This is a genomic window from Mesorhizobium kamtschaticum (genome assembly GCF_056174585.1).
The window spans coordinates 6,751,001-6,773,159 of the sequence record NZ_CM149691.1 but is presented as its reverse complement, the minus strand read 5'-3'; the positions used below and the strand labels follow the sequence as shown (position 1 = coordinate 6,773,159).

The 22,159-nt window shown below is 61.9% G+C and carries 20 protein-coding genes and 2 pseudogenes; 21 read left to right on the top strand and 1 reads right to left on the bottom strand.

Annotated features, from left to right (window positions below; genetic code table 11):
• Positions 1-295 precede the first annotated feature (295 nt).
• The 4 genes from AC0V7N_RS33445 (at position 296) to AC0V7N_RS33430 (ending at position 5,015) form a co-directional block, all read left to right on the top strand.
• Positions 296-826, top strand: coding sequence for a thiamine pyrophosphate-dependent dehydrogenase E1 component subunit alpha (locus AC0V7N_RS33445; protein ID WP_475452475.1), 531 nt, complete (start codon positions 296-298; stop codon positions 824-826).
• 112 nt (positions 827-938) lie between these two features.
• Positions 939-1,394, top strand: a complete 456-nt coding sequence (locus tag AC0V7N_RS33440) for a (2Fe-2S)-binding protein (RefSeq protein WP_475452474.1) — start codon at positions 939-941, stop codon at positions 1,392-1,394.
• A gap of 5 nt (positions 1,395-1,399) precedes the next feature.
• A complete protein-coding gene (locus AC0V7N_RS33435; RefSeq protein WP_496627575.1) occupies positions 1,400-3,595 on the top strand; it encodes a molybdopterin cofactor-binding domain-containing protein in 2,196 nt (731 codons plus the stop codon).
• 46 nt (positions 3,596-3,641) lie between these two features.
• Complete coding sequence (locus tag AC0V7N_RS33430) at positions 3,642-5,015, top strand: c-type cytochrome (protein ID WP_496627574.1); 1,374 nt, start codon at positions 3,642-3,644, stop codon at positions 5,013-5,015.
• A 17-nt stretch (positions 5,016-5,032) separates the two neighbouring features.
• Here AC0V7N_RS33430 and AC0V7N_RS33425 read toward each other — a convergent pair whose 3' ends face one another.
• The gene (locus tag AC0V7N_RS33425) at positions 5,033-6,061 is read right to left on the bottom strand and encodes a FadR/GntR family transcriptional regulator (RefSeq protein ID WP_475452470.1); all 1,029 of its coding nucleotides are present in this window, start codon (positions 6,059-6,061) and stop codon (positions 5,033-5,035) included.
• A gap of 15 nt (positions 6,062-6,076) precedes the next feature.
• Between AC0V7N_RS33425 and AC0V7N_RS33420 the strand changes: the two genes are divergently transcribed.
• The 17 genes and pseudogenes from AC0V7N_RS33420 to AC0V7N_RS33340 all read left to right on the top strand — a co-directional run bounded on the left by AC0V7N_RS33420 (position 6,077) and on the right by AC0V7N_RS33340 (position 22,056).
• Positions 6,077-6,871 carry a substrate-binding domain-containing protein gene (locus tag AC0V7N_RS33420; RefSeq protein ID WP_475452469.1) on the top strand — a complete coding sequence of 265 codons (795 nt, stop codon included), beginning with the start codon at positions 6,077-6,079 and terminating at the stop codon, positions 6,869-6,871.
• 8 nt (positions 6,872-6,879) lie between these two features.
• Positions 6,880-7,994: pseudogene (locus tag AC0V7N_RS33415) on the top strand (mandelate racemase/muconate lactonizing enzyme family protein).
• A gap of 17 nt (positions 7,995-8,011) precedes the next feature.
• Positions 8,012-8,812 (top strand): SDR family NAD(P)-dependent oxidoreductase, encoded by an 801-nt coding sequence (locus AC0V7N_RS33410; protein ID WP_475452467.1) that lies wholly within the window; start codon positions 8,012-8,014, stop codon positions 8,810-8,812.
• Between the two features lie 17 nt (positions 8,813-8,829).
• Entirely contained in the window at positions 8,830-9,678 is an 849-nt protein-coding gene (locus AC0V7N_RS33405) for an amidohydrolase family protein (RefSeq protein WP_496627573.1), read from the top strand.
• Between the two features lie 166 nt (positions 9,679-9,844).
• Positions 9,845-10,882 carry a substrate-binding domain-containing protein gene (locus tag AC0V7N_RS33400; protein WP_496627572.1) on the top strand — a complete coding sequence of 346 codons (1,038 nt, stop codon included), beginning with the start codon at positions 9,845-9,847 and terminating at the stop codon, positions 10,880-10,882.
• A 90-nt stretch (positions 10,883-10,972) separates the two neighbouring features.
• The gene (locus tag AC0V7N_RS33395) at positions 10,973-11,983 is read left to right on the top strand and encodes an ABC transporter permease (RefSeq protein WP_475452464.1); all 1,011 of its coding nucleotides are present in this window, start codon (positions 10,973-10,975) and stop codon (positions 11,981-11,983) included.
• Positions 11,980-12,936, top strand: coding sequence for an ABC transporter permease (locus AC0V7N_RS33390; protein ID WP_475452463.1), 957 nt, complete (start codon positions 11,980-11,982; stop codon positions 12,934-12,936). The genes AC0V7N_RS33395 and AC0V7N_RS33390 overlap by 4 nt, the downstream gene beginning before the upstream one ends.
• Positions 12,933-14,480 (top strand): ATP-binding cassette domain-containing protein, encoded by a 1,548-nt coding sequence (locus AC0V7N_RS33385; RefSeq protein WP_496627571.1) that lies wholly within the window; start codon positions 12,933-12,935, stop codon positions 14,478-14,480. The genes AC0V7N_RS33390 and AC0V7N_RS33385 overlap by 4 nt, the downstream gene beginning before the upstream one ends.
• Positions 14,464-15,399, top strand: a complete 936-nt coding sequence (locus AC0V7N_RS33380) for a LysR family transcriptional regulator (protein ID WP_475460620.1) — start codon at positions 14,464-14,466, stop codon at positions 15,397-15,399. The genes AC0V7N_RS33385 and AC0V7N_RS33380 overlap by 17 nt, the downstream gene beginning before the upstream one ends.
• Positions 15,400-15,681: 282 nt before the next feature.
• Positions 15,682-16,047 (top strand): nuclear transport factor 2 family protein, encoded by a 366-nt coding sequence (locus tag AC0V7N_RS33375; protein ID WP_475452461.1) that lies wholly within the window; start codon positions 15,682-15,684, stop codon positions 16,045-16,047.
• 118 nt (positions 16,048-16,165) lie between these two features.
• The gene (locus AC0V7N_RS33370) at positions 16,166-16,846 is read left to right on the top strand and encodes a patatin-like phospholipase family protein (RefSeq protein ID WP_496627570.1); all 681 of its coding nucleotides are present in this window, start codon (positions 16,166-16,168) and stop codon (positions 16,844-16,846) included.
• Positions 16,843-17,349 carry a patatin-like phospholipase domain-containing protein gene (locus AC0V7N_RS33365; protein ID WP_496627569.1) on the top strand — a complete coding sequence of 169 codons (507 nt, stop codon included), beginning with the start codon at positions 16,843-16,845 and terminating at the stop codon, positions 17,347-17,349. The genes AC0V7N_RS33370 and AC0V7N_RS33365 overlap by 4 nt, the downstream gene beginning before the upstream one ends.
• Before the next feature lie 597 nt (positions 17,350-17,946).
• Positions 17,947-18,792, top strand: a complete 846-nt coding sequence (locus AC0V7N_RS33360) for an AraC family transcriptional regulator (RefSeq protein ID WP_475452459.1) — start codon at positions 17,947-17,949, stop codon at positions 18,790-18,792.
• A gap of 308 nt (positions 18,793-19,100) precedes the next feature.
• Positions 19,101-19,448 carry an ester cyclase gene (locus AC0V7N_RS33355; protein WP_475460618.1) on the top strand — a complete coding sequence of 116 codons (348 nt, stop codon included), beginning with the start codon at positions 19,101-19,103 and terminating at the stop codon, positions 19,446-19,448.
• Positions 19,449-19,512: 64 nt separating this feature from the next.
• Positions 19,513-20,492, top strand: a pseudogene (locus AC0V7N_RS33350) (alpha/beta hydrolase).
• Positions 20,493-20,540: 48 nt separating this feature from the next.
• Positions 20,541-21,194, top strand: a complete 654-nt coding sequence (locus AC0V7N_RS33345) for an NAD(P)H-dependent oxidoreductase (RefSeq protein ID WP_496627568.1) — start codon at positions 20,541-20,543, stop codon at positions 21,192-21,194.
• A 1-nt stretch (position 21,195) separates the two neighbouring features.
• Positions 21,196-22,056 carry an SDR family oxidoreductase gene (locus tag AC0V7N_RS33340; protein WP_475452457.1) on the top strand — a complete coding sequence of 287 codons (861 nt, stop codon included), beginning with the start codon at positions 21,196-21,198 and terminating at the stop codon, positions 22,054-22,056.
• The last annotated feature ends 103 nt before the right edge of the window (positions 22,057-22,159 follow it).

Below are 22,159 nucleotides of genomic sequence, written 5' to 3'. Positions count from 1 at the left end.
ATTTCATTGAGATGGCGCGCTCTTCAGGCCACTGACAGCACGCGGCCGGGGCGACAGTCAAGGCAGATTATGCCTTGAGCCCATAAATTGGCATGCTGCCAAAAAATTGGCTTATGAGCCAACTTTTTGTTGACAAGAGCCTGCCCCGACGCCAACCTGCACCAATCGCATTGAAGCATTGGGAGAGGCGAATGGTCCGGCTCGACGACAGAGTTGCGCTGATTTCAGGGCGCGCGGCAGGCGAGGTTGCGTTCGCTACAGCTGCACCCGTCGCCATTTCCAACGCGATCCGTGCATGGCCGAGGACCCACTCATGCAGATGAGCCGGCAGACATTGCGCACCGCTTATCGCCAGATGCGGACGATCCGCGCTTTCGAGGATGCTGTGAACCGCGCTTTCTCCAATGGCGAGATACCGGGCTTCGTTCACCTCTACAGCGGTCAGGAAGCCTGTGCTGTCGGTGTCTGCATGCATCTCGATGACCGTGACTACATCGGCTCGACTCATCGCGGCCACGGTCATTGCATCGCCAAGGGGTGCGATATCGACGGCATGATGATGGAGATCTTCGGCAAGGCGGGCGGCCTTTGCGGCGGCAAGGGTGGCTCGATGCACATCGCCGACATCGAGCGCGGCATGCTCGGCGCCAATGCCATTGTCGGCGGCAGCCCGCCCTTGGCGGTCGGCGCCGCGCTGACTGCCAAGACGCTCGGAACCGACCGTGTCGCCGTTGCCTTCACCGGCGATGGCGGGTCCAACCAGGGGACGATGTTCGAGGCCATGAACATGGCCGTTGTCCTCAGGCTGCCGAGGCAAGGCCGGTAAAAACATTAGCAAGGATGGGAAAGACTGCAAGCCGGTCGCATGGTTCCATCGCCTGTCCCGACGATCCCGGCCGAGGGGTGAAGCTGTTTCTTCAGGGGCGGGAGAACCACATTTGATCACGATCGACATCAATGGAACGTCGCGGCTAATCGACATCGAACCGGATACCCCGCTTCTGTGGGTGTTGCGCGATGTGATCGGTCTGACCGGTACAAAATTCGGCTGCGGCATCGCGCAATGCGGCGCTTGCACGGTGCATATCAACGGTGCTGCCATGCGCTCCTGCTCGGTGCCAGTCGGCGCTCTCGACGGCGCGAAGGTCGTTACCATCGAAGGCCTCTCCGCGGACAACAACCATCCGGTGCAACGCGCATGGATTGAAGAAGGCGTTCCGCAATGCGGCTACTGCCAGTCCGGGCAGATCATGGCCGTGGTTGCGTTCTTGAAGAATTTCGCCGCGCCGACGGATGCCGACATCGACGCGAATATCTCCAATATCTGTCGTTGCGGCACCTACGAACGACTGCGCCGCGCCATTCATCGCGCCGCCGACATGGCGAAGGCCTGAGGAGGATGGCCAAGACCCGTTTCGCCTCACCCGTCAGCCGCCGCGATTTCATTTTCCTGGCCGCGTCCGCCGCGGGCGGTTTGATGCTGGGCATCGGCGCCGCTCCGAGCAACGCCCGCGCCGCAACCATCGCGAACCAGCCCTGGACCGACAATGACTACGCGCCGCATGAAATCGACGCCTGGATCGCCATCGACCCGGATGATTCGATTCTGATCCGCTACCAGCGGTCGGAGATGGGGCAGGGCAGCATGACGGCGCTGCCGATGCTGATTACCGAAGAGCTGCAATGCGACTGGTCGCGGGTGCGGATCGAGTATGCCTCGTCGAACCGCAGCATTCGGGAGAACAGAATCTACGGCAACATGTACTCGCACGGCAGTTTCTCCGTTCGCGAGTCGCAAAAGATGGTGCAGCAGGTCGGCGCCAGCGCGCGGGAGCGCATCATTGCCGCGGCCGCCGCGCGCTGGAACGTTTCGGCTTCAGAATGCACTGCGGCGCAGAGCGCGATCACCCATCGACCTTCGGGTCGCACGCTGCGTTACGGCGAGCTCGCCGCCGACGCCGCAAAGGTCGTGCTGGCAAAGGAGCCGGCGATCAAGGCGCCGGATCAGTTCACTTTTCTCCCCCGGCCGATGCCGCGCGTCGACCTGGTGCACAAGACCAACGGATCGGCCATGTTCGGCATCGACGCGCAGGTCCCAGGCATGGTATTCGCCGCCATCAACGCTTGTCCGGTACGTGGAGGCAAGCTTAGGGATGTCGATGAGTCCGTGCTGTCAGGTGTGCCCGGCGTCGTTGGCGTGGTCAAACTTGAAAATGCCGTTGCCGTCGTCGCGACGGGAACCTTCTGGCGCGCCAAACGCGCCCTGTCCCGCCTGCAGCCCGAATGGGATGTCGGGGTCGGCGGAAGCGTCGACAGCGAAGGGCTTTCGACCGAATTCCGCGCCGCGTTGAGCGAACCCATGGTGAGCGCGCGCAACGACGGCGATGTCGACAAGGCGATGGCGGGCGCGGCCAAGACGTTCGAGGCCATCTATGAGACGCCTTATCTGGCGCACTCGCCGATGGAGCCGATGAACGCGACCGTGGATTTGCAGCCCGACCGGCTCGATGTCTGGGTCGGAACGCAGGATGCGGAGGCGGCGCTCGGCGCGGCCGCGCGTGCCTCCGGCTTGAAGCCGGAGCAAGTCCACATTCACAATGCGTTCCTCGGAGGAGGCTTCGGCCGTCGCGATGCCAGCGACGAGATTGCGCAAGCCATCGCCATCGCGAAGGCCGTCAAGCGTCCCGTCAAGCTGATCTGGACGCGCGAAGAGGACACGCGACAGGACAGGTTCCGCCCGCATGCGGTGGTCGGCTTCAAAGCTGCAACGGGGTCCGATGGAATGCCGGTCGCGTGGTCGATGCGGGTGGTAACCTCGTCGATCTTCAAATGGTACGGCGTTCCGTTTCCAGCCGATCAAGCAGAGCCGATGGCCGTCGATTGCCTGGCAAGCAACGGCTACAACGTCCCGAACACGCGCGTGGAAGCGCTTCTCAGGGATACCCACCTGGCGGTGTGGTTCTATCGCGCGCCCGGCGGCAACCAGAATGTCTTCGCCATCGAGGGTTTCCTCGATGAGATCGCGTCGGCGAGCGGCATCGATCCCTATCAGATGCGGCGCAAGCTCCTCGAAGGCAAGCCGGACTGGCTCAGGGTGCTGGATACCGCAGCCAAGGAAGGCAATTGGGGCAAACCGCTGCCAAAAGGCAGCGGGCGCGGCATCGCCATTTGCAACTTTGTGGACAGTATTTGCGCGCAGGTCGCCGAAGTTACGGTGAACCCGGACGGTCATCTGAAGGTCGATCGGGTCACTGTCGCGCTCGATACCCGTCACATGGTCAATCCGCAGACCATCGTAGAGCAGGCCGAGGGCTCGGTGATCTTTGGATTGACTGCCGCTCTGTACGGTAAGATCACGATCAGGAACGGCGCCGCGGTGCAGGGGAACTTCGACACCTATCGCATGGTGCGGCTTGCGGAAGCGCCGAAGATCGACGTGCATCTGGTGCCGAGCGGCGGGGACATATGGGGCGGCGCGGGTGAGCCTGCCGTTCCGCCGGTCATCGCAGCGGTGGCAAATGCGATCTTCGCGGCGACGGGCAAGCGCATTCGCGCGCTGCCGATCATGGACACCGATCTCAGGGAAACGGCGTAGGCCGGTGAGCCGACGATCTATGTCAACGACTGCTTGGCGCCCGTTGGTGGGGGCGGCTTTTGCTCGAGGATCCAGAGACGTGAAGTCTGTTTTGAGGAAGGCCTTTTTGGGCGGGCTGATCTTGCTGTGCGCCGTGGCGATATTCGCCTATTTCGTGCTGGCGCAAATTCATGAGTTCCCGCTGCAGGCCGCGGGAGATGTCGGTCCGTCGCTAAGTGGCGACGAATATCTGGCGCGAGCCTCGGATTGCGTCGCTTGCCACTCGATCCCCGGCGGCAAGGCGTTCGCCGGCGGCCTCAAAATGGGCACGCCGCTCGGCGCCATATATTCGACGAACATCACACCGGACCCCGAGACGGGGATCGGCAGTTATAGCGTGGCTGATTTCGATCGTGCCGTCCGGCAAGGCATTGCCAAGGACGGCCGCCGCCTCTATCCGGCGATGCCTTATCCCTCTTACGCCAAGCTTTCCGACGCCGACGTGGTGGGGCTCTACCGCTTCTTCATGAAGCAGGTGCCCCCTGTCCATCAGCCGAATCTGAAGAATGAGATCCCGGCGCTGCTCAGCTTCCGCTGGCCGCTCACCTTCTGGAATTTCGTCTTCGCCCCAAATGGCAGCTACGTCGCCAAGGCGGACCATGATGACGCGTGGAACCGTGGCGCCTATCTGGTCCAAGGCCCCGGCCATTGCGGTGCCTGTCACACGCCACGCGGCATCGGTATTCAGGAGAAAGCGCTGGACGACAGCGGTCCGCGCTATCTCGCCGGAGCGGAACTGGACGCCTGGTACGCGCCGAGCCTGCGCGGCGACATGAGGACCGGTCTCGGCACCTGGTCGAAGGAGGACATCGCGGCGTTTCTCAAGCATGGTCACAACCGTGTCGGTACTGCATTCGGGTCGATGACCGAGGTCGTCAACAATTCCACGTCGTACTTGTCGGACGGCGATATCGACGCCATCGCGATCTACCTGAAATCGTTGCCGGCGACGTCCCTGCAGCAGGCAGTTGCCTATGACAACACGACAACCGCGACACTGCTCAACAGGCCTGCAACGCAAGCGGGCGGCGTCATTTACGCCGGTACCTGCGCAAGCTGTCACGGGTTTGATGGCAAGGGTTTCACGCCGTATATGTCTGCCCTTGCCGGCAACCCGGTGGTGCTTGACGAGGATCCGTCTTCACTCATCAATTTGGTGTTGAACGGCTCGATCCCGCTCGCCGCCCAAGCTACGCCTGACGCCTACCGCATGCCGCAATTCCGGCAGCAGTTGTCGGACCAGGACATTGCTGACGTGCTCACCTTCGTTCGCGTCGGTTGGGGCAACCAGGCGCCGCCGGTTACTGCCGCGCAAGTCGCCAAACTACGTGGCAACACCGATCCCATGAGCGATCAGGTCATCATCCTGAAAATGCGTTGATGGATCATTTTGCAGCATTATCTCGTGGAGCCCCTGATGAACGCGCTCAGCACCGCGTCCAGATGCTGTTTCATCGCCCTTCCGGCGGCTGGCGCATCGCCGGCGGCGATCGCCTCGAAAATGCTCTTATGTTCGGTGGCTGTTTCTGCCGGACGGTCAGGCCCTACAAGCATTTTCTCGAAACGTTCGAACAGTGGCTTTGTCCGATATTCCCACAGCTTGGAGACGACCACTTCGTAGGCCGGGTTTCCGCTCGCCCGGGCGATCTCGACATGAAACAGGCGATCCCCCTCTCGGTAGCTTTCCGACGTTGCGGACTCTGCCGACTCCTGCAGGCGCATCGCCGAGCGCATGCCGTCGAGATTCTCCTGCCTATGGTTGGCGGCCGCCAGTTCAGCTACCCGAGGCTCGATCACTCGTCTCGCCTCCATGATCTGAATGGGTCCGATGTCCACTTCAGGAGGATTCGATGTCGCCGGACGCTGGGCGCCCAACAGGACCTGGACCCCATGGCCGTGTCGGATGGCGACGCGACCGGTCACCTCAAGGGCAATAAGGGCTTCGCGTACCGACGTCCGACTGACCGCCAGTTGCTCGGCAAGTTCCCGCTCGGAAGGCAAGAAGGTGCCAGCGGGAAACAGTCCCTGGTCGATACGCGTCTCCAGCAGTTCGGCGATCCGACGATAAAGACGGGTCGTTTCCAATTGCGGCAGACGCGCCGCGGCCCTCTCTTCGGACGAGGATGGCTGTGCCGGATCCGTGTTGCGCAAAATTGGTTCTCTCTCTGCGTCGGTCTGAAGGTCAGCTGCATGCCGCGCGTCGCCAGCCGACGGACTGTCTGCTTCGGCCTCATGGAAGTTTCTCATTGACGGCGTAAGCGAAATTGGATTACTGGTCAAGTGGTTGGACCACTGGGCCAGTATGCTAAACTGCTGGACTGCTGGGAAGACCGACGCCGGGAACCGGAACCAGGGAGGAGCCGTATGATCGACGATAGACTGCGGTTTCGCCTGATTACGATCGCCAGCGATGAGGAACTGTTCCATGTCGTCGAGCGCGGGATGAGTGATGCCGCCACGGCGTTGAATGTGGATGCCGAACTGGTAGGCACCCCCGGCTTCGATGTGGATGATGTGATCCGCATGGTCCGGTCTGCCGTCCACGCCGGCGTCGATGGCATAGGGCTCAATATTTTTCACCCCACCGCCCTGGCAGGCGTTGTCGCCGAAGCAAATGCCGCCGGCGTTCCGGTGGTCGCCTTCAACATCGATGCGGCCAAAACCGGCAGCGGCAATCTCAGCTACATCATGCAGGATTTCTTCGCCGCAGGTGCGATCCTGGGACGCCGCGCGGCTGCGTCTATTGGCGATGGCGAACACATCATCGTCGCCATGCATGACGGCGGCGTGGGGGCACTGGAGGAGCGGGCGGCCGGGATCGCGTCAGGCCTTGCCTCGCGAAGCGCCGTGGTCACACCTATCGTCACCGGACGCGTGCCCGCAAGAGGCGCGGAGATTCTCGAGGAAGCCCTGGCCCGTTTGGGCGCCCACGCAATCATCGGCACCGGCCAACCGGACACCGAGGCAGCCGGGCTGGTTGCCAAAGCGAGTCCGAAGCGCGCCCTCTACGCGGCGGGTTTCGATCTGTCGCCTGGCATAGTCGACCTTATCGCCGAGGGGCATCTCGACTGCGTCGTCGATCAACAGCCCTACGCTCAGGGCTTCTATCCAATCGTGCAACTCGCTCTCTACCGGCGATTTGGCCTGATGCCGCCGTCTCTGGACGCCGGTGCTGCCATCGTCGATCGCCAGAACGTCGAACTGGTTCGCCAGCTCAGCAAGCAATCCATCCGTTAGGTCGCCACATGAAAATCACGTCCGTCGAGCCCTTCATCGTGCATGCGCCGATAAACGTCCCGTCGATCTCGGACTCGACCCATACGATCACCCATTGGGGAATAGTCGGGGTCAAGATCGGTACGGACAATGGTCTTTTCGGCTACGGCTATACCGGCACGCACGCCCATCTTGAGTCCGACCGGCTGGTGACTTCCTGCATCACCGGATCCTACAGACCGATGCTGATCGGCGAGGACGCGCTCGATGGAGACCGGTTGTGGCTGAAGCTGGCGCGTTTTCCTGCGGTGCAATGGGTAGGCAGAGCCGGCATCACCCATATCGCGTTGGCTGCGATTGACATCGCCTTGTGGGATCTCCGCAGCAAGGCCGCTGGACTGCCGCTCTGGAAGCTGCTTGGCGGCGCCACGACCGAGCGGCTGGAAGCCTACAACACCGATATCGGCTGGCTCTCCATTCCCAAGGACAGACTTGTCGATGGCTGCCGGCGAGCCATCGAGCATGACGGCTTTCGCCGTCTGAAGATCAAGGTGGGCCACGCCGATCCCATGATCGATATCGACCGCTTCGAGGCTGTGCGAGAGGCCGTCGGTCCCAATGTCACAATCGCAATCGATGCAAACGGCAAATGGGATCTGCCAACCTGTCAGCGGTTCTGCGCGCAGGCCGAACCGCTCGACGTCTACTGGTTCGAGGAACCGATGTGGTATGACGATGTGGGTCCCACGCCGCGCTTGCGCGATCGACGTCGATCCCGGTGGCGCTCGGCGAGCAGCTTTATACCGCCGAAGCGTTCAGCACCTTCATCGATGCCGGCGCGGTGCAATATGTGCAGCCTGACGTCACGCGGGTCGCCGGCATCACCGAATACATCCGGGTCGCGCACAACGCGCACTCGCACCGTTTGCCGGTGGTCGCTCACGTGGGCGACATGGGGCAGGTGCATGTCCACCTTTCATACTGGCATCCGGCGACCTCGATGCTGGAATACATTCCCTGGATCAAGGACTGCTTCGTCGAGCCCATCAAGGTGGAGGGCGGCCACTATGTCCGGCCACAAATGCCGGGGGCCGGTTGCACGCTGACCGACCAGGCCGTGTCGGCATTCGGTCAGCCCTGTTAGTGCCGGAGGAGAAGATGGTGAAGCTTCTGCCAGTGGAGCGTGAGTTCGAGGGCCGAACGGCCTTTGTCGTCGGAGGAAGTTCCGGCATTGGCCTGGCCACGGCACGGCTGCTTGCCGAGCGGGGCGCCAACGTCGCCATCGTCGGTCATGCGGACGACACACTCATCGTCGCGAAACAATTCACCGACGATGGGCTCAAAGCGATTGGCTTTGTCGGCGATGCCAGCCAATCCGCATTCGTAAACCACGCCATCGATCGGACCGTCGAGACCTTCGAAGGTCTCGACATACTGGTCTGCTCGGCCGCCATCCATCCCGTTGGCGATGTGCTGGAAACGGACGAGCCGACTTGGGACCGAACTTTCGCGGTCAACGTGAAGTCGATGTATCTTACCTGCCACTACGGTGTGCCGCATCTGATTGCCAGCAAGGGTGGGTCGATCATCACCGTGGCCTCGGTGCAGGCCACATCGAACACGCCCGGCGTTTGCGCCTACGCGACGACGAAAGGCGCCATCATAACGTTCACCCATACCCTCGCCGTGGACCTGGCCAAGCACAACATCCGCGCCAACACGATCTGCCCGGGGTCGATCATCACGCCGATGCAGGAACATTTTGCCAGGGCGAACGGCAATGGGCGCAGCGTCGAGGAAATGTACCGCGAATTCGCAAAACCGGTGCCTCTCGGGCGCCTAGGTCACGCCTGGGAAATCGCCGAACTCGCCGCCTTTCTGGCAAGCCCGAGGTCGGGGTTCTGCACCGGAGCGCAATTCACCGCCGACGGCGGCCTGCTGGCGGGCTTGCGGATTTTCTAGAGCGGCAAGGAGAGAGAATGAGCATGCGTCGCATCGATACTCACATGCATTTCTGGACCCTGGCGATGGAGCGATCCTACTCGCTCTGGATGACGCCCGAACTGAAGGTTCTCTACGGCGACTACGGTCCGCGTGATGCCCGACCGCTGATGGCGGCGAACGGCGTCGAGGGCTGCGTGCTGGTCGCGGCCGGGTCCACCGCCGAGGAGCTGGGTTATCTGCTCGGCCTTGCCGAGGGACACGACTTCATACGCGGTGTCGTCGGTTGGTTGGATATGCTGGCTGCCGATGCGGTTCGTGACCTTGAGCAATGGGCTCATTCGCCGGTGCTGAAGGGTATTCGGCCCTACCTGCAGGATCTTCCCGAGGATGACTGGATCCTGCGTCCTGAACTCGATGCGGTGGTCAGGAAGCTGCCCGAACTCGGCCTGCGTTTCGACGCCCTGATCAAGCCGCGGCACATACTCAACACGGTCCGTTTCGTCGAGCGCTATCCTGACCTCCCGGTCATTGTCGACCATATGGCGAAGCCGATGATCAACCAGGGAGAGCTCAAGTCCTGGGCCCGCGACATGGAAGAGTTCCGTCAGCTCGGCCACGTCCATTGCAAGCTCTCTGGCATCCTGACCGAAGACGGCCCCGAATGGACGCTCGAACGGGTGCGACCCTATCTGGAAACCGTCATCGACATCTTCGGACCAGACCGCCTCGTCTTCGGCAGCGATTGGCCCGTGGTCAATCTGGTCGCCGAGTATGGCGCGTGGGTCGATGTCGTCGATGCCGTTCTCAAGCACATGACGCGCGCCGACCAACAGAAGGTTTGGGCTGCGAACGCCGAAGATCTACGGCCTCTGAGGCAAGACTAGCCGCGCACCGTCTGATCGCGAGGCTGCAGGCAACAGGATACTGCCCATTTGGTGGACCCAGTCCCCCAATGGGTCGGCAAGGCGCAAAGCTGGGCGCCAGGACAACCAGCGAGCAACTTGGGAGGATGAATTGACGATAGGACAAATACAAATTGAAACCAGTCTCATGACTGACCGCGCGAAACGCGTTGGTCGCGGCGTACTCGCCGCGTGCCTCGCCGGCCCGCTGGCGCTGTCACCCGCGAACGCGTCCGATCACAAAATTGCGCTCGTGCCGGGCGGACCGCACCCGTACTTTGCCGGCTGGGAGCCCGGTGCGGCCGATGCCGCGAAGGATTTCGGCATTGGAAAGGTCGAGTACCAGGTGCCGGCCGAGTGGAAGCTTGAGGCTCAGACGCAACTGCTCGAAAGCCTTGCGGCGCAGGGCACCAACGCGTTTGGCTTCTTCCCCGGCGACGCCGTTGGCATCAATTCGACCTTGGGAGAACTGAAGGCAGGCGGCATTCCTTCGATTGCGATCGCAGGCTGCGCCAAGGATCCGACCGACGCGGCATTCTGCTTCTCCACGGATGTGTTTCAGGCCGCCTATGTCGGCACCAAGGCGCTGATCGCGGCCATGGGCGGCAAGGGCGCCATCGTCCATGTCGCGGGGTTGCTGGTCGACCCGAACACCACGCTGCGCGAGCAGGCGGTGCAGAAGGCTGTCGATGAGACCCAAGGTGCGGTCACGCTTCTGCAGACTGTCGGTGACACCGACAACCAGGAGCAGGGCGACCAGAAGATCAACGCCTTGCTGGCCGCCCAGAAGGACAAGATCGGCGGCATCATCGCCACCGCCTATATCTCCTCTGTTGTTACTGCGACCGCGCTGCGCAATCTCGGTGACAAGCGGATCAAGATGGTTGGCATCGACGACGACAAGATCGTGCTCAACGGCATTCGTGACGGCTTTGTCGCTGGTACGATTGCCCAGAACCCCTACGGCCAGGCCTATATCGGCGCCTACGCGCTCGATCTGTTGGCGGGCGGTTGCACCGTCAAGGCGGATGCGCCGTGGATCACCACGCCACAGACCGCTCATTTCGTCGACTCCGGCACCGTCGTGGTCTCGGCCGCCAACGTCGGCACCTATGCCGAGGACCTGAAGGCGCTGACCAAGAAGATGCAGGCGACTTTCAAGGACACCTACCTTACCTGTAAATAATCACGCGGGCGGTGCCGATCGCCGGCGCCGCCCTGTTACCCGGCGTCGGTCATCATTCCGGGACAGGTCAGGTCAGTCGCGAGCAGGTCAATGACAGCACAAGTCCCGGCAAGGTCGGGTGCATCCATTTCGTTCACAGGACTGCTGACGCGGGGATCGACCCAATTTGGCCTTTTGATCATCCTGTTCGTCCTCTGGGTGGTGTTCGCCACCCTGTCGCCAGGTTTCCTTTCGAGATTCAACCTGAATTCGATAGGTCGTTCGGTGGCTGTGGACGTCGTCGTGGGCTTCGCTCAGATGGTCGTCCTGGCAACAGGTGGAATGAACCTGTCGGTAGGCGCGATCGGCGTCTGTTCGGTCATGCTCGCCGGTTACTTTCTCCAGGTCTTGGGATTGCCCATACCGCTCGCACTCGCTGGTACGTTGGCCTTCGGCGGCTTGCTCGGGTGGCTTAACGGGACCGCCATCACCAAGACTGGCGTGAACAGCTTTGTGGTGACGCTGGCGACGGCCAGCCTGTTTTCGGGCGGCATGCTGATCCTCAGCCATGGTGTGCCGCTCAACGGCCTGCCGCGTGAAATCGGGACCTTTGGCAAGGCGATGGTTGGCCCTGTTCCAGCGCTTGCCGTCGTGGCCCTGCTGATTGGCGGCCTGCTCTACATGCTGTTCGCGCACAGCGTGCTCGGCCGGCAGATACTCGCGGTCGGCGCCAACGCCAGGGCAGCGGAGATGTCGGGCATACCGGTGCCCCGCGTGATCGTCTTCGTGCATGTGCTGTCAGGAGCACTGGCAGCGGCCGCCGCCCTGATGCTGATGGCGCGGCTCGGCGCGGCAATGCCGGCAGTGGCTGGCGACGACTGGCTTCTGCCATCCTTCCTTGCGCCTGTCATCGGTGGCACGTCGCTCGCCGGCGGCGCCGCATCCGTGATTGGCACGATCCTCGGTGCGCTGCTGGTTTCCACCATTCGAAGCGGGCTTTTGATCCTGCAATTCGCGAGCTTCTGGCTGCAGTTCTTTCTTGGCGTGTTCCTGCTCGCGGCCATCCTGATCGAACGCTATCGATCGGTGCTGTCGGCCCGCCAACAGACGAGGCAGGCATGAGACCGCTTACGGTTCTGCTCCGCCAGCAATGGTCCGGCATCTTCCTCGCCGTGGTCCTGGGCATCGTGGCGTTGAGCATCGCAACCCCCACCTTCAACACCGAATTCAACTGGTTTGTCCTGCTGCGCAGCATCTGCGTCGTCGCGCTGGCTGCCTTCAGCCAGATGATCATGCTCGGCGTCGGCCAGATGAACCTCTCTGTCGGCGCGTTGGGAGGACTGGTTGCCATCCTGGTCGGGGGCCTCATGGACTGGTGGGGGGTCCCGGCCATCCCGGCCGTGTGCATTGCTGTTCTGGTCGGCGGCGCAGCCGGCTTGCTGAACGGCTGGCTAACGGTCAGCACCGGTATCAACGGCTTCGTGGTTACGCTCGCCACGGCTTCGGCATTCTCCGGCATCAATCTCGGCCTCACCAAGGCTGTGCCGTTCTACAACCTGCCTGCCGGCTTCGTCGCGTTCGGCAATGGCCGCATCGGGGCGTTCCCGCTCCTGATGGTCGTTCCGATCATCGTCACCGCCTTGCTCGCGGTCTTCCTCAATCGCACCGTCAAGGGTCGTCACCTGCTTGCAGTCGGCGGCAACAGCAACGCGGCGGAGCTTTCGGGCATCTCGGTATCGCGCGCAATCATGCTGGCGCATGGTCTTTCCGGTCTTATCGCCGCCATCGCCGGCGTGCTCGCGGTGGCGCAACTCGGATCGGCTCAGCCCACCATCGGATCGGACTGGCTGATCATCTCTTTCGCGGCGCCGATCATTGGCGGCGCGAGCCTGTCAGGCGGCTCGGTGTCGATAACGGGGACGGTGATCGCCGTTGTTCTCATCGGACTGATCCAGAATGCGATGGTTCTGCTTGCGGTCGATCCCTATTGGGTAACGTTCCTGCTCGGCGCATTGATCCTGGCCGCAGTCTGGATAAACCGGGCCCGCACGGTTCACATGGAGCGGGCGCAATGAGGCTTGCCCTCCAAAACATCATCAAGTCGTTTCCGGGAGTTCGCGCTCTCAGCAATGCGTCGCTGACCCTGGAGGGGGGCGAGATCCATGCGTTGATAGGGGAAAACGGTGCGGGCAAGTCGACCCTGATCAAGATCATCACCGGGGTCTACAAAGCCGACAGCGGCAGCCTCAAGCTCGATGATCGCGACCTGTTTTTCGCCTCGCCCAGGGATGCGATCTCGGCGGGGATCGCCGTCGTCCATCAGGAGCGCAATCTCATCCCGCATTTTTCCGTGGCCGAGAACATCCTTCTGGAGCGGCTGCCGACGCGGAACGGACTGGTCGACTTCGCCCGCGCGCACGCGGAGACGCGCCAGCACCTGGCCAAGGTTGGGCTCGATGACGATCCGGCTGTCGAAGTGCGGCGACTGAGCGTTGCCCAGATGCAGATGGTCGAGATCGCAAAGGCTTTGAGTCACAAGGCGAATGTGCTGTTGCTCGACGAGCCCACCGCGTCACTCACGGAAGCCGAGGCGGAGACCCTCTTCCGGCTCGTTCGCCAGTTGCGGGAAGCGGGGACGGCGATCCTCTTCGTCAGCCACAAACTCGAGGAGGTGCTGTCGCTCTGCGACCGTGTCACTGTGTTGCGCGACGGCGAGACGACGCTGATGGGCGCACCGGTGGCGGGCATGACGCGTGGACATCTGATCCAGGCCATGATCGGCAGATCGGAACGCCCTGTGCTGCCACGCAAGCAGCAGCCGCATATGGATCAGCCGCGGCTGCAGGCCCAGGCTCTTGCCACCTCCTACGGACATGAGGGAGTCGACTTCACCCTTCACCGAGGGGAGATTCTCGGCCTGTACGGCCTGGTGGGTGCTGGCCGGACCGAACTTGCGCATGCTCTTCTGGGACAAGGCAAGATACGTTCCGGCACTGTCCTGGTTGACGGTGTGGCAGTGCGCGTGCGCTCGGTGCGCGACGCCATCAAGCGATTGCGCATAGGCTATGTCAGCGAGGACCGACAATATGAAGGCGTGATCCTCGATCACCCCATCCGCAGCAATGTCGCGATCACGGTTTGGGACTTTATCGCTCGCAGGCTCGGCCTGCTCACGCGCAACGATGAGATCGCTTTGGCCGCGCCGCTGGCCGCGCGCCTCGAGATCCGCGCCCCGAACCTCGAACAGCGCGTCGGCAATCTGTCCGGCGGCAACCAGCAGAAGGTATCGCTGGCGAAATGGCTGGCGGCCGACGTCGACATCCTCATCATCGACGAGCCTACCGTCGGCATCGACATCAAGGCCAAGTCCTATATCCACGAACTCATCAACGAGCTCGCGGACAGGGGCATGGCAATCCTGCTTATCTCCAGCGATATGCCTGAAATGGTGGCGATGGCCGACCGCATCCTGGTGATGCACGACTTTTCGCTGATCGACGAATTCGTCAACGACAGGCGCTACGAAACAGCCAGCGCCAGGATCATGGACGCCATCCATTCCGTGAGTGCTGCAGCGAACCAGGAGGTCGAGATCCGTAGCCATGGCCAGACTGCCTGATTTTGAAGGTCTCGCTATCTTCGCGAAGGTCGCGGAGTGCCGCTCTTTCGCGGAGGCGGCCGCGGAGCTGCGGCTGTCGAAAGCCACGGTGTCCAAGGCGATCAGCAGAATTGAAGCGAAGATCGGGGCGCGGTTGATTGTCCGCACGGCCCGGCGCTTTGACCTGACCGAAGCCGGGCGCCAACTCGTGGGACGCGCGGCGCATATTCTTGCCGAAGGGGAGGCGGCCGAGGATGCCGCGCAGGCCGAGGCAAGAACACCACAGGGACTGGTGCGTCTTGCGGCGCCAATGTCGTTCGGTACGCTGCATGTCGCTCCGCTGTTGCCGGAATTCCTTGCCACCTACCCGGATATATCAGTCGACCTGCATTTGAGCGACGCGACAACCGACCTGATCGGCGAAGGTTTCGATGCAGCGATCCGCATCGCCGTCCAGCCCGGCAATACGCTTGCCGTGCAGCGTCTTTGCGAAATGCCGCGCTATCTGGTCGGCTCTCCGGACTATCTCGACAAACACGGGCGCCCGAAACATCCTCTTCACCTGACACAGCACCGCTGCATCTGCTACAGCTACACCGGGAACACCGAGATCTGGCGCTTCACCAAGGGTGGCAGGTCCGCCAGCGTGAAGCCTTCGGGCCCACTTCGCGCGAACAATGGTCACGCCATCATGGCGGCACTGATTGCAGGCACCGGTCTCGGCGTCCTGCCGGAGTTCTTCTTGCGCGAGGAGCTCGAGTCTCGCCGGCTCGAGCGCTTATTGCCTGAATGGTTCATTCCGCTTGGCGCCGTCTACTGGGTGACGCCGCCCGAGGGGCCGTTGCCCAAGCGCGTCGAAGTCCTCGGCGAGTATCTTGTCAAGAAGCTCACCCGGGAGTGGGGCGAGCCGGGTTACTTGCCTGCCGCATCCGGCATGTGACCAGCGGCAATCGCTCGCCCGCGGCGAATTCCTCAACCTTCATCGCGCCTTGGCGGCAAAATGCGCCGGGAACCGGCATGGCAGGCAATCGGGGTCAAAAGAATCGCAAATCCGGGAAAGACGCATACCACTCCGCTTGATGGAATGGGCGCAGATGCAAGCCGGCTGGTTGGCAGGTCGAGGACTATCTGTGTCCATTCGTGAAGGCGGTTGGCGTGCTTGCCCGTAGCGGGCCGACACATAAGCTGCGCGTAATCGTTGGCATTCCAATGGAGAAAAGCCATGTCCGCAACACCATCGGCACTAGCGCTTCGCAATCTTCACGACGTGTTCGGTGAGACCGACCCCAAGCGTCGGCGCGCAACGATCGAAGAGATTTTCCACGAAGACGCCGTCTTCTACGAGCCACGCGGCGCCTACCATGGCTGGGATGAAATTGACCGCGTCGCAGGCGTGATCAAAGCCATGCATCCCGATTTCAAGTACCAACTGCTCAGCCCGCCTGAGGAGGTGGGCAATGGCGGCCGGGTTCGGTGGGTAGAGGGCAGCCCCGGCAAGCCGGCTGAGGTGGCCGGGACCGATATCATAGTCGCCCGCGACGGCAAGATCGCCGCAATCTATCTCTTCTTCGACAAGCTTCCGGATTGAACGTTGAAGCGACTAGCGTAGCTGCGGGAGCAAGAGCGGTAAAGAAATCCGCAAGCCGGGGAAAGACGACGCCGGTGAACCGTGTTTCGGTCGCCGGCGTTTTCGCGAGCGAGCAGTCATGGCGCAAACCGTCGGAGTCCCGCTTCTGCCGGCCAAAAGGCGGCGCTGTCGTTTCGCGTCAATAGGGTTGATCTCCTGCCTCGTCTTCCTTGCTGGATGCGGAACCCTTACGCGCACGGCATATACCGCTGCCGAAGCAGCAAGGCCCGAGGTCCTCGGCGTTTCGACCTTGCGATACTTTGCCGACGATCCAATCCAATCACTCGACGCACTTCGCCCGCGAGCAACTGTCAACGGCGAGATCACCTATCTTGCCCTGTCTGGCGGCGGGGCCGATGGCGCGTTCGGCGCAGGGTTTCTCGCCGGGTTGTCCGATGCCGGCAAGCGGCCGGAATTTTCCGCCGTGTCGGGGGTAAGCACCGGCGCGCTGATCGCACCCTTTGCCTTTCTTGGCCCGCAATACGATCAGAAGCTGAAGGAACTTTACACCAGCGGAATAGCAGCAGGCCTGGCGCAGGGTGGAGGCCCGCTCGGTATCCTCTCGACTTCAGGGCCATTCGCCAACCATCGCCTGGAGCGACTGGTGGACCGCTATGTGGATACACAGTTGCTGCAAGCGGTCGCGGTCGAAAGTACAAAAGGGCGCCGGCTACTGGTCGTCACGACCAATCTGGACACGCAACAGACCAACATCTGGGACATGGGTAGGATCGCGGAACTAGGCACCCCGGCGCATTGACGCTGTTTCGCAAAGTGCTCACCGCATCAGCAAGCATTCCCGTCGCTTTTCCGCCCGTCCCCATCCAGGCAGAGGTCAACGGACATCATTTTGAGGAGCTGCATGTTGACGGTGGCGTGACATCGCCGGTCCTCACCTTGCCAGAGACATTTCTGCTACGGGGGCGTCGCGTGCCCGGACCGCCGATAAACATGTACATCTTGATCAACAACGAAGTCGATCGGCGCTTTGAAGTCGTTCCGGGTGATACGAAATCACTTGCGGTGCGCAGCGCAAGCACCTTGGTCAAGGTGCAGACGCGTTCGACGATTTTCGATTCCTATCACCTCACGCGCCGCAACAATTTCAAATTCAACCTCGCCTATGTCGGTGGCGACTTTCACGGGGAGGAGACGCAAGATTTTTCCACCGGCTTCATGCGGTCCCTCTACCGGTATGGATATGCGAAGGGCCGCTCGCCGGCAGCGTGGATACATCAGCCGCCACCCGAAGCCTCGCATTAGCCCGCGACCAGTTCTTCTTCCAAACGAGCCGCAGCACCCCGCCACTTCAGTGGCCAGGGTACCGCTCTCCCGCACATGCAGGGGGCGCGAATCTCGTCGATCTTCGCCTCGCCCGCCTGCGATGGCAAAACTGGTAACGGGCAAATTGTTGTTGGCTGAGATGCGCCCAACGCACATTTCTCCTTGCAGGCCAATCTCACCCGGGCGTTCCACCGCGCGACGCGGCGGTGACGCCTGACGAATACCGGCGTCGAAGATGTCAGCTCGCACTGTTCTAACCATTTGCTTTCACACGATTTCTAGATGGAGAGCGGCCATGCACTCGTTCTGGAGTTGGTTCCGGCCAGAAGTTTGGCACTGCCATGAGTACAGATTCCGAAACCATTGGTTTCGATAGTTTCTATTTCTAGATCGAGCTTATGCTCGTATAGTGGGCCAATGCTCAGACAGCCGATTTTCGCAGTCTCCTTTGTGTCCCGTGTCAGTCGCGAAACGGTGTTGGGCAATGGGAGGAAAGCTCAAAGGAGGAGTTCAAGGGAGTGGGTGCGGCCGGGGTAACCAATAGCATTCTCGCAATGTTCGACGATGGAGCGAATTTTGTCAGCGAACCTTGAACATGAAAGGCGTGACAATGACGCCGTGAGTGCCGGAGCCGCAAACTATCAGCTGCATCGCGCCGAGGCGCACCGGATGCCATTTGCGACGCAATCACAAAAGGTGAGCGAGCAGGAATTCCAGCAGATCCTCGACCTTACGCCGTTGTTCGTAACCGTCCTCGGGCCTCGCCGGGAACGTCTCTACGTCAACCGGATGGGGCTGGAGTTTCTCGGCACCACTCACAATCGCTGGCGTGACACTCGGCCCGAGGCCGAGCTTCACCCGGAGGATTTGGAACTGGTCCGGCTTCATTGGGATCGCGCGTTTTTAGACAGCCTTCCCTTTGAGTGTGAATTCCGGTCGCGCAGGAGCGATGGGACGTATCGTTGGCTTCTGGGGCGCTGCACAACTGTCTGTGACGAGGAAGGCCACGTCCGTCGCTGGCATGCCGCGTTTACCGACATCGATGACCGCAAGGAAAGGCTTCGGCAGGAGAAGGCTGCGTTTCACGCGGTGATCGGCCTCGACGACAGCCGCCTCCAACGCGTTCTCGACTATATCGCCGCAAATCTCAAACGCGACGTGACGCTTGAAGACCTTGCCGGGATTGCGGGCTACAGCACCTTCCATTTCGCCCGCAAATTCGCGCTTGCGGTAGGAGTTCCACCGCACCGCTATATAGGCCGCATGCGTCTGGAAAATGCGATGGCTGAACTCGAGGCTGGCAAACTATCGCTGGCGGAAATAGCCTTCAATGCGCATTTCTCATCCCAGGCCAGCTTCACCCGCGCCTTCCACCGTGCGACTGGGACGACCCCCAATGAATATCGGCGGCGGAGACGCTAGCGAGACGTCGGCATATTCCGCCCCTCGCTGTGGCTCTCCAGGGCTCCGCATGCGCCGCCGTGCGCTGCTCCCAGGGCATTCTCATAACGCCGCAGGCCTAAGCAAGGTCGGCACAAACATCCGCAAGCAAGGGAAAGACAGCACCGTGCCCCGATGCTGTTATTCCTCCGGTCGATGCCTTAGCTCGACCGGAGAGCAGTCCAATTGGGTAGCGAGATGAGCACGAACACTGCAGAGCAAGCCCGCAACGAGAAGCTGATCCGCGAGCTCTACCATCTTGCGGAGGCAGCCTCGAAGGACACGCCAGGATTTGTATCCTCTTCGCGGATGGCGGTTACTTCTACGACGTCTCCGCCGATAAGAAATATTACGGCTCCGACATCGGTGTGACCGTCGACCTCTATGCCGCCGCCTTTCCCGATATGCATAGGGAACTCTACAGCCTGTATTTCTCCCGGAATGTCGTCATCGTTGAATTGTCCTTGAATGGCACTCACAAGGGCGGTCTGGTCACCCCTGCGGGAACAATTCCCGCGACCGGTAGAGAAATACACGCACCCTGCTGCGACGTCTTCCACATTGAAAACGGGAAGGTCACTTCGTTTCACTGCTACCTGGCGGCGACGATCATTCAGGCTCAGCTGGGGCTGTCTTGAGCGATGGTGATGTCATCCAACAAGCCGCCAGGCATGGCTCAGGGCGCTTTCCCGTTCCCAATCGATGAGGATCCGCCGATGCAAGGACCGGCTTCGGACAGCGCATCGACAGGGTTCGTGGTCATACATCCGCTCGATCCCCCAAGATGCCACGATCACCGCCGCAACACGCGCCATGGTCGCCCCCTTCAAAGGCGTACAGCGTGGAATCGCGGCACGCGGACAATTCGATGCTCTGATGGAGAGCGTGTTGCCGCGTGACGAGGTGACATTTCAAGCGGATGTCGTGGGCGGCATACCAGGGATCTGGGTATATCCTGCGAATTGGCGGTCCGACGAGGCGATCCTTCATCTGCACGGCGGCTGGTTCAATCTTGGATCCGCCAAGGCTTACCGTCATCTTGTCGCGCATATCGCCGCGAGAGGGGGAGCAAGAGCGTTTATCCCAGACTATCGGCTTGCGCCGAACAGCCCTTTCCGGCAGCCACGGACGATGTGCTTGCATGTTACCGAGGACTTGCCGGGAGCGGCGTTCGCCGGATTGCCCTTACCGGGGATTCCGCCGGAGGGAACCTCGCGCTGGTACTTGCTTCGCGCCTCATCGGCAAAGCCGCTCCCGCCAACGCGCCACTTGTCGCGGTTGCCGTGCTGTCGCCAATTACCGACCTGACGCTTTCCGGCGCGACCTACGAGACGCGCGCGGATGCCGATCCCTTTTTCACGCGTCCTCAGGCCGCGGAACTCATCTGCTCGTACCTTGGCGATGCCGACCCGAAGCAGGCGCTGGCCTCACCACTTCAGGGTGAACTGGCCGGGATGCCACCCGTTCGCATTCATGTCGGCGATGACGAAGTGCTGTTGGACGACTCGCGCCGTTACGCCGAGCGCGCGTCCGCCGCGGGTGTCGACGTCCGGCTCGATGTGTGGATGGGGATGCCGCACGGGTTTCCCGCAAGCATTGGCAAGTTGCAGGCCGCAGCACAAGCGCTGAATGCCGTCGGCGCTTTTCTTGCCGTGAGGCTGCAGGCGCGCCCGGGCCAATAGTATCCACAAGGGGACAAGTCGCCGGTCGCCGTAAGCCGACACATGTCGTTGTCGACAGCCGGCTTCGTAAACGGGGTCAGTACATCACCGCAAAAGAACACACCTGGAGAGCAAGACATGTCCAAGCCCAAGATTGCCGTCATCATCGGCAGCATTCGTCCGACCCGCCAAGGCGACAAGCCCGCCAAGTGGCTCGTTGAACAGGCCAAGGCGTATGGCGCCTTTGATGTCGAACTGGTCGACCTCAAGGATTATCCGCTGCCGCTGTTCGACGCGCCTGCAACGGACCTGTGGATGCCGACTCCCAACGAGATCGCCGCCAAGTGGCAGGCCAAGCTCAGCGAATTCGATGGCTTCATCATCGTCACCCCCGAATACACCCGCTCTATTCCCGGCGCCCTGAAGAATGCCATCGACTGGGCCTACAAGCCGTTCGTGAAGAAGGCCGTGGCCTGTATGAGCTACGGCTCGGTTGGCGGCGCCCGCGCCGTCGAGCACCTGCGCACCATCATGATCGAGATGCAGGTGGTCAACGTCCGTCACGGCCTGCACATTGGCGGCTCGGAATTCGGCCCGATCATGTTGGGCCATAAGACCTGGGACGACGTGCTGCCGCATCAGGTGCCTTTCACCAAGGATGTGTTCGACAACCTGCTGTGGTGGACCAATGCCACCAAAGCCGCCCGCGCGCTCGGAGATTGATATGAAAATCGGTGTGAGTGGCGCCAGCGGCCATCTGGGGAGTGCCGTGGTCTCGGAATTGCTGCAGCGTGCCGGCGGGCATGAGGTCGTGGCTATCACGCGCACGCCCGAAACTGTTCCTGGACCTGCTCAGGGACGGTTCGGGGACTACAACCAGCCACAAAGTCTCGCGCAGGCCTATGCGGGTCTCGATCGCCTGCTCATCATCACGACGGTCGATTCCGAACCTGGAAAGCGCGGGGCGCAGAACGTTGCTGCCATCGACGCGGCCGTGCAGGCGGGCGTCAAGCATATCGCGTTCATGTCGGCCGTTGGCACGCGCCAGGAGGACGAGCCGGCGCGCGGCGCCTCCTACTGGCGGGGCGAACAACATCTCATCGCCACAGCGCCGGCCTGGACGATCCTGCGCATGAATTTTTATGCCGAAGCCTTCGTGCCGCTGGCGCAGCAGGCGCTGGCACAGGGCGTTCTGGCCGGGCTGGCCGAGAACCGGGCCGCTTTCGTCGCGCGCGGTGACGTGGCGGCCGCCGCGGCGGGAATCCTCACGGGCCACGGCCATGCCGGCGCGATCTACAACGCCACCGGTCCCGAACTTCTGTCGGGGGCGCAACGCGCCGGCCTGATTGCTGAAATCGCAGGACGGCCGGTGGCGTTCCGTGTCATCACCGAAGAGCAACTGCGCGCTGCACTGGCGAAAGCGGGCCTGCCACCGGGCGCCGTCGACATCGTCACAAGTGTCCAGGCGAGTTTTGCGGCAGGCGCGTTCGATATTTTGACCGGCGACGTCGAGCGCCTTGCCGGTCGACCGCCAAGGCCCCTGCGCGACGTGCTTGCCGCAGCTCTGAAGGCGCTGCCTGACTGAGGCCCCCCTGAACGATCTCTGGCCGGGCAGGGTCTGTGGGCGGGCTGCTGAGCTCGCCTTAACCGAGGACAAGCGAATGAAGGTCAAAGCCCTTCAAGAATCG

Coding starts and splice junctions, on each gene's coding strand:
- AC0V7N_RS33445 (WP_475452475.1), top strand. CDS start 296: ATGGCCGAGGACCCACTCATGCAGATGAGCCGGCAGACATTGCGCACC.
- AC0V7N_RS33435 (WP_496627575.1), top strand. CDS start 1,400: ATGGCCAAGACCCGTTTCGCCTCACCCGTCAGCCGCCGCGATTTCATT.
- AC0V7N_RS33425 (WP_475452470.1), bottom strand. CDS start 6,061: ATGGAACAGTTCCTCATCGCTGGCGATCGTAATCAGGCGAAACCGCAG.
- AC0V7N_RS33420 (WP_475452469.1), top strand. CDS start 6,077: ATGAGTGATGCCGCCACGGCGTTGAATGTGGATGCCGAACTGGTAGGC.
- AC0V7N_RS33405 (WP_496627573.1), top strand. CDS start 8,830: ATGAGCATGCGTCGCATCGATACTCACATGCATTTCTGGACCCTGGCG.
- AC0V7N_RS33400 (WP_496627572.1), top strand. CDS start 9,845: ATGACTGACCGCGCGAAACGCGTTGGTCGCGGCGTACTCGCCGCGTGC.
- AC0V7N_RS33395 (WP_475452464.1), top strand. CDS start 10,973: ATGACAGCACAAGTCCCGGCAAGGTCGGGTGCATCCATTTCGTTCACA.
- AC0V7N_RS33390 (WP_475452463.1), top strand. CDS start 11,980: ATGAGACCGCTTACGGTTCTGCTCCGCCAGCAATGGTCCGGCATCTTC.
- AC0V7N_RS33385 (WP_496627571.1), top strand. CDS start 12,933: ATGAGGCTTGCCCTCCAAAACATCATCAAGTCGTTTCCGGGAGTTCGC.
- AC0V7N_RS33380 (WP_475460620.1), top strand. CDS start 14,464: ATGGCCAGACTGCCTGATTTTGAAGGTCTCGCTATCTTCGCGAAGGTC.
- AC0V7N_RS33375 (WP_475452461.1), top strand. CDS start 15,682: ATGTCCGCAACACCATCGGCACTAGCGCTTCGCAATCTTCACGACGTG.
- AC0V7N_RS33370 (WP_496627570.1), top strand. CDS start 16,166: ATGGCGCAAACCGTCGGAGTCCCGCTTCTGCCGGCCAAAAGGCGGCGC.
- AC0V7N_RS33340 (WP_475452457.1), top strand. CDS start 21,196: ATGAAAATCGGTGTGAGTGGCGCCAGCGGCCATCTGGGGAGTGCCGTG.